Source organism: Pedobacter borealis DSM 19626 (assembly GCF_000708285.2).
In the GTDB taxonomy this organism is placed as follows: Bacteria; Bacteroidota; Bacteroidia; order Sphingobacteriales; family Sphingobacteriaceae; genus Pedobacter; species Pedobacter borealis.
In genome coordinates this window covers 1-7,340 of sequence record NZ_JAUG01000138.1, presented here as the reverse complement: position 1 = coordinate 7,340, position 7,340 = coordinate 1, and the positions used below count along the sequence as shown (strand labels likewise).

The following is a 7,340-nucleotide window of genomic DNA, read 5'->3' as shown; positions in this document are numbered from 1 at the left end:
AATCGAACTCAGGTTTATAGTAAATTTTAGTTTTTTGGAAATGAACAGTCCAGTTCTTTTGGCGGGCTTCAGTCCCGCTCTCCGTTCCTTCCGGTGAAGAACCGGAACCACTTCGATCAGGTTTAGTTACAAGGGTTAAATGTCTTTGGCTTCATTTCATGAGCAAACTTTTCTAGTGTTGGTCAGGATTTGCAATCCTGATCAGTAACGTTATTATAAGGATTGTAAATCCTGAATTCGAGAGTCGGGATTTTAAATCCCGACTAACTAGGACAAAATGCCTTTTGGCTCCATACCAGGAGCAAGCCATTCGGTTATAAACCTGACAAAAGCGAGCATCCCGATTTAAGCACGATTCTTTTATTTTTATTGTGTTGCTTGCTTGTTTCACAGGTTTCATCGGGATAAAGCGGATGGCAGGGCTTCATTTGCCAAGAACCACAAGCTATTCGTTTTCAAATTAAACTTATAATAATTTAATTATTTGTAAATCAGTGCTTTATTGTTTTAAACTGATTTTTCAGTAATATAACTTGTTTTTTAGTTGTAAAACTGAAAAATAAGTTATAAGTTTGGGTATGGAAGAATTAACCAAAGCGGAAGAGCGCATTATGCAGGTTTTATGGAAACTGCAAAAGGCATTTGTGAAAGATGTTATCGACGAACTGGAAGAAGAACCTAAGCCACCTTACAATACCATTTCCTCAATTGTTAGGCTTTTAGAGAAGAAAGGCTATGTTAATTATAAGGCCTATGGAAAAACTTACGAATACTTTCCGGTGATTACAAAAGATGAATATGCCAAAACTACCTTTTCGAAATTGTTTTCAGGTTATTTTGATAATTCTCCAACCAGCCTTTTATCGTTTATGGTAAAAGAAGAAAAACTAAGTGAAAAGGATATAGAAGAAATTAAAAAGATCATTAACCAAGATCCAAAGTCATGATTTTAATTTACTTATTAAAGGTATCGGCCTGTACCATAATCTTTTTTGCAGCCTATCAGTTTTTACTGGCTAAACTCACGTTTTTCAACCTGAACCGTGCTTATTTATTAATGATGCTGGTGTTGAGTTTTAGTATTCCGGCAGTTACCATCGAAAACCGTCAGGAAGTAATGGTAGCCAGCCAGGAGATTCCGGCGAAAATAGCTTATAGCAACGATGGTTTTGTTGAACGGAATTTTGTAGATGAAGGTAATGCTGCTAACGCTAACATAAACTGGGATCAAGTACTCATGTATGGTTATTGCTTGGTTTTGGCAGCTCTTGTTTTTAGAATGCTTTTTATGATGATACGCATCCAGATACAATTGCGTAAACATGCCATAGATAGGAGCGGGGCCGTTATCCTAGTCGATGCGGAATCAACCATAAAAAACTGTTCTTTTTTTAACCAGATTATTGTCGACTCCTCTTTGCAGCACGAAGAAAAGAACCTGGTAATTAAACACGAATACGTTCATGTGAAGCAGTTGCATACTGTCGACAAACTTTTAGTCAATTTGGTTACGGCAATCCTTTGGTTTAACCCCATTATTTATTTCTGGCGGAATGCCATCGATCATAACCACGAATTTCTGGCCGACCATGAAACTTCTAAAGTTGCAGATAAGAAAGTTTATGCTTCCCTGCTCTTAAACCTGGCTATGCCAGCTAAAAATTTAGCCATTAATAGTTTTAGTAAACTTCCACTAAAAAATAGAATCATGATGTTGTATAAAGAACCAAATGCCAAGCTGCAAAAGCTTGCCTATTTAGCCATTGTTCCGGTTTTAATGATCTGCTGTATGGCATTTATAAACCGAAAAGAAATTATTGTTGAGAAAATATTAGCAGGAAACCAGGCTTCTGCGGATGCGCCGACAAAGCCAAATGTTTATGCGATGAACTATTTAAATAGCAATATTAAGGTTAATCCAAATACTGCTTTTAATGAAATAGAACCTACATTGGTTATTGATGCCGGCCACGGCGGAAAAGATGGAGCTGTAAGTGCCCTAGATGGACAAAAGGAAAAAGACCTAAACCTAAGGGCGGTAAAAATCCTAAAGGAAGAGGCTGCAAAAAGAGGGATTAAGGTAATATTAACAAGAAATTCTGACCAGTTTATTTCACTTCGCGATCGTTTACCAAAACAAGAGGCTACGGCTTTTATTTCCATCCATCATAATGCAACACTTGCAAATGCGGCTGTACCTTTCGGTGGTATTGAAGTTTATGTTTCGAAACTGAACAGCAATATTAAAACTGCGGAAGATCTGGGGGCGGGAATTTTAAGCAATTTGAAACAGCTTAAAGGGATGGAAGTAAGAGATTCATTAAAAAACGCAAACCTTTTGTTGCTCCGCGAATCTAAAATACCTGCAGTTTTAATTGAGCTTGGAAATATATCCAACAGCAAAACTCTTGATTACATCAATCAGGAGAAAAATATCCGAAGGATCAGTAACCTGATTTTAGATGGATTTGTAGCTTTTTCGAAACGGGGTTGTTAATTAATTATAGCTATGGAATGGTTAACCTACCTGCTCAAAGTTACCGCCTGTACGGTGTTATTCTTTGGCTTCTACCTGCTGGTTTTAAGAAAACTGACTTTCTTTAAAATCAACCGCTTTTATTTGCTGGCCACGCTGTTGCTTAGTTTTATTATTCCGGCTTTGCAGTTCGAAGTTAAGCGCGAAATAATAGTAGTGGAAACTGAGGCTCCGGTTAATATACCTGAAATAAAACCCCTAACTCAAGCACCTGTTCAGCTTATTCAGCCCATTATGGTGAAGTACCAGCCAGAGGTAAAGTCTAAAATCGACTGGGTGGTGGTGATGTATTACGTTTATGGTAGTACAGCTTCACTTTTATTATTGGCCTGTTTATGGCAATTACTCGGTTTACTTAAGTATACTGGTAGGTACACTAAAAATAGCGATGGCCTAAAGCTGATTACCAAAACAGAAGGTTTTACCAACTGCTCTTTTTTTAACTATGTTTTTATAAATGATGCGGATTTAAGTGCGACCGATTTATCAGTTTTGCTCAAACACGAACAGGTTCATGCCAGGCAATACCATTCTATAGATAAAATTATTTTAATGGTTTTTAAAGCAGTTTTGTGGTTTAATCCTGTTGTTTACTTATATGATAAAGCCTTAGAGCAGGTACATGAATATGAGGCAGATGAAATCACTTCTACAGATTATGGGAATGAGGCATACGCTAATCTTTTATTAAAACTGGCCATAGCCAAAAGTGATACGCCGCTGATCCACAACTTTATTAAAAGCCCAATTAAAGGGCGCATTAAAATGTTGTTTAACCAAAAATCAAAAAATATGAAAAAGCTATTTTATGTATTGGCATTGCCGATATTACTGGGGCTGGTGTATGGCTTTACAGTAAAGTATGTTGATGTTGCACGTTCCAACAAGGTTGAAAGCAAGCGATTGCACCTTGATTATTCCAATGGGAAATGGGTAAAAGGTACAGTTGTGGAAACTAGTAAAGATCTTCAATCATCATTTTTTACGCTAAAAACTATAGATAAGATTTATACAATATCATCAGGATTTGTTGACATAAAAATTAAAATTGGTGATGAATTAAATGTTTTTGTTGCGCCCAATTTGATACCTCCCCCTCCAATTGGCGAGCCAGATAGATTTAAGAAATTCGAAAACACTTATATGCCAAAAGCAATAAAAAATATGGATGGTCATATCGTATTCGAATATGAAGATTATCATACTTGGAGGAAATCGGCTAAATATGCAAACCTTTTATCAGAGGCAAATAAGATCAGAGGCAAAAAATTAAACGGCATAATTGAGCAAGTTCATTATTTTGGTGTAGCAAAAATTGCAGATGGAATAATTTTAAAAGTTGACGAAAAATTCTACCGAGTTTATATTGAGCCCAAAATTATGAAAACTTTAATACTAAAGCCTGGCGAAAATTTGGGCGTAATTGTCAACAAAGTTGATGTTTGGCAGGACAGCAAATATCCTGTTATAATAGTAGAACCCAAAAAATTGAAAGCAGCTAAAGTTAAAACCAAAATAAATGAAAAACCATTACAATTAATAGGTTCTGATAAGCTAAAAGATAATGCCAAAGCTTTAGGACCAGTTAAGCCTAGAATCATCTCGTTTTCTAAAATGACTGGCGATACTAAGAATAAAGTTTTTTATATGGAAAATGCAGTTATCGATATTACCAATTGTAGATTAGAAGCCAAATATGTAGAATTGGATCAAGTTAATGGTAAAATGATTGCCAAAAATGGAGTATTAAAAGCCAATGAAGGTGGATCTGCAACTGCTGAAATTTTTGTTTTTAATTTGAAAAATGGAAACTATAATGCCGGAAATGGCAATGAGACTTTTAAGCTTTCTAAAAGACTTGATGCTGACCAATAGCTATTGTAGAGAATAAGAGGGTCTTTAACCAAAGCAGATAATAAAGTGAAAACGAATGTAAGTTACAGTATCCGGGAATTCTGTTAAAATGCAGGGATAAATCAATTGTTACGCTTTGTGGCAAAGCGAAATTGGATTATAAGAATTTTAGTATCTCAGCAGATGAAGCTACCTATAAACCTGAGTTCGATAATTAAATACTGATTTGATTATCTAAACTCAGTGTTGGGTTAAGTCGGTCGTCACCCTGAATTTATTTCAAGGTCTTTCCTGCCAAAAAAGATGCTGAAACAAGTTCAGCATGACGATGGGGTTAGGAATAAACCTTGTCTGATAGTTATTTTTACAATTTAATAATCGAACTCAGGTTATAACAGAAATACAGAAAAAATAACGGCTAAAAATCTTACCCTTCGTAATAAAGTAACCGGAATAACGATGCTTGGCTCTTATGGTGAATTTGATATTAATGGAAAAGCTGAGGTTTGGCAGGGCAATAAATAGGGAGGTAGTTGCGTGTTTCCGAGGATGAAGGCCTAATTGAAAGATTCTTCACTACGTTCAGAATGACAAACCATGATAAAGCTCCATCCGCTAGCTAAAACGCTTCCGCCAAACTGATATAAAACCCTGCCTGGCGTTTTTCGTTTGGCAATTTTTCGCCTATACCATAATCTACCCGAACACTCAAACCTTTTGCCGGATCGAAAAAGTAGCGACCGCCAACACCAAAGTTTGGTTTTAGCCCATCGCCGTTAAACTGACCATTTGCGAATACTTTACCTGTACCCGCAAAAGCTACAATGCCAAAACGGTTCATAAAACGGTAGCGGATTTCGGCCTGAGCGGCCATCAGGTTTTCGTCACGGTAGCGGCCACTGTAGTAACCGCGCATCATCTGGTCGTTGCCTAACTGTTGTAACAGGTAAAATGGGGTGCTTTTGCTTTGGATGGTATAAAAAATACCCTGTACGCCTAAAACCACTTTTGGTGCCAGGCTAAAGAAACCACGGAGATCTAGCTTAATCTGTGAGCCATTAAAACTTTCACCGCCAAAAAAATCGGGTGCATATTGATAGGTTGCCCTACCAAAAAAGCCTTTTGTTGGATAATTATTGCTGTTCCGTGTATCGTAACTTTGCGATGCACCGATCCAGGCTACTGATCCACCATCTTTATCTAAAATCTGAGGATTTGTACTGTAAATGCCACCAACCTCCTTATCTATAAAACGGTAATTCTCAAAACCAAGCGAAACACCTGTATAAGCCTTCGGTAAGGTGTTCATTTCCGCATCGAAAAGTGTTTTAAAAATCCTTTGGTCTAATTTATCTTCATCTGCCTTTATTGCATTGTTGCCAATACCATAAAAATTAAATGGTTGATTTTTGAAACGGATATCACCAATAAAATGATATTTGTTCCCTTTGGTCCAGGCATCGCCCTTAAGCATAAAATTAGCTGTCTTTTTGGTAGAATAGGTTGTGTTCAAGGCGAAGTTGGAACTGCGGTTCAGCGTGTCTTTACGGTCTATGTAAAATGAATAAATGGCACCAACACCAAATTCAAACCCTGTTTCCTGGCTATAGCCAAAAGCCGGCAGGGGTAAAAAGCTGGCTTTGCGGGTAGTGTCTTTTTCGTTCGAGAGCATCTTTTTAATCAATTTCATCTGTCCAAACGAACTTCCTGAAATGAGCGCAAGTAAAATAATTAGATAATATTTTTTCATTGTCACAAAGAAAAGGAAATTTAGTTATAGTTCACTCGTTCATTGGTCATTTGTTCATTGGTACTGCAAAGTGCCAATTATTGGTTAATCGGTTAATTGTTTAAAACGGTTAACTGGTTATGGATGCCTTGTAATGAATGTTACTTCAAGTGCTTTTCAAAAAAAGATCCTTCGACTACGCTCAGGATGACAATCGCGAGGGAAATCGGTTAATCGTTCAGTTAACCAATTTGGAGAGAATTCTTCTATTAGCGGTTATTTTATTGTTTTTTTGAAAGCAGATACAGTAGCATTTAGGGGCGAACAGCCCCGCCCCCGCTTCTGCTCCAATGAAATCTGTGAAACAAACAAGCACACAATAAAAAACAAAACAGACAAGTGCTTAAATTGAGAGCATCCCGCTACGGTCGGGTTTAGGTGGCGTGGCTAGCCGTACTATTTGGGGTTGCGCGAAGCCATACAGATCTGTGTTTTGTAGCTATGGGTTGGGACAAACTTTAATAATTATATGATATTGGCCACCTAAACCGGATTATAGGGAAAAGCCCACAGGTGAGGTACGAGCCGAGGACTTATACCGGAAAGCCGGACTATCTTTAATAATGCCACGGCAACTGCTTTTCAAATAGAAGATCCTTCGATTCCGCTCAGGACGACGATCGTGAGGGAAATCGGTTAATCGACTATGGACTGTGGGCTGATTTAACGCCAAACGCCATCCCCCAGCGCTAAACACTTTTAGGTTTTAATCTTTCGGCCGAAATACCTGTGTTTGCTGCAGCAATACTAGAGGGCTAATATCTCATTTATAGAGGGTAATTACCTCGATTTTAATGCTGCGGCAATGATGGATGCGGCTAAAGGATATTACACGCATTTGGATGAGGGTGGTAAATGATGATTGCGCTTGCTGGTACCCTGAGTACGGTATAATCGGGTAGTTAGTCGAGTCTTGACAATAGAAAACCATTAAACTAACATAAAAATGCCCCCAGAAAGTGTTTAGCTTCTGGGGGCATTTTAGCTCAATATTTTTTATTCGAAGAATTACTGAACAATCAACTTCCCGATATATTTTTTTCCAACCTTAATTAGGTAAATACCTTCTGGTGGTTTATTGTTGAAAACCAAATGGTAGGAGTTATCGATATCTTTAGTTACTCCTGTCTTCCGCTGTTTTTTAAACCCTGAATAAACGGT

General features: G+C 37.6%; 4 protein-coding genes. 3 read left to right on the top strand and 1 reads right to left on the bottom strand.

The window, feature by feature from the left end:
* Positions 1 to 578: 578 nt before the first annotated feature.
* From AW17_RS22415 to AW17_RS22405, 3 genes are read left to right on the top strand one after another with little or no spacing between them, the layout of a single operon-like run.
* Entirely contained in the window at positions 579 to 947 is a 369-nt protein-coding gene (locus tag AW17_RS22415; RefSeq protein WP_029280355.1) for a BlaI/MecI/CopY family transcriptional regulator, read from the top strand.
* Complete coding sequence (locus AW17_RS22410; protein WP_029280353.1) at positions 944 to 2,497, top strand: N-acetylmuramoyl-L-alanine amidase; 1,554 nt, start codon at positions 944 to 946, stop codon at positions 2,495 to 2,497. The genes AW17_RS22415 and AW17_RS22410 overlap by 4 nt, the downstream gene beginning before the upstream one ends.
* Positions 2,498 to 2,509: 12 nt before the next feature.
* Positions 2,510 to 4,411, top strand: a complete 1,902-nt coding sequence (locus AW17_RS22405; RefSeq protein WP_029280351.1) for a M56 family metallopeptidase — start codon at positions 2,510 to 2,512, stop codon at positions 4,409 to 4,411.
* Between the two features lie 598 nt (positions 4,412 to 5,009).
* Here the strand turns inward: AW17_RS22405 and AW17_RS22400 are convergent.
* A complete protein-coding gene (locus AW17_RS22400; protein ID WP_029280349.1) occupies positions 5,010 to 6,140 on the bottom strand; it encodes a BamA/TamA family outer membrane protein in 1,131 nt (376 codons plus the stop codon).
* Between the last annotated feature and the right edge of the window lie 1,200 nt (positions 6,141 to 7,340).

Bases quoted from the DNA above. Each gene is read 5' to 3' on its own strand.
- AW17_RS22410 (WP_029280353.1), top strand. From the start codon at position 944: ATGATTTTAATTTACTTATTAAAGGTATCGGCCTGTACCATAATCTTT.
- AW17_RS22415 (WP_029280355.1), top strand. From the start codon at position 579: ATGGAAGAATTAACCAAAGCGGAAGAGCGCATTATGCAGGTTTTATGG.
- AW17_RS22405 (WP_029280351.1), top strand. From the start codon at position 2,510: ATGGAATGGTTAACCTACCTGCTCAAAGTTACCGCCTGTACGGTGTTA.
- AW17_RS22400 (WP_029280349.1), bottom strand. From the start codon at position 6,140: ATGAAAAAATATTATCTAATTATTTTACTTGCGCTCATTTCAGGAAGT.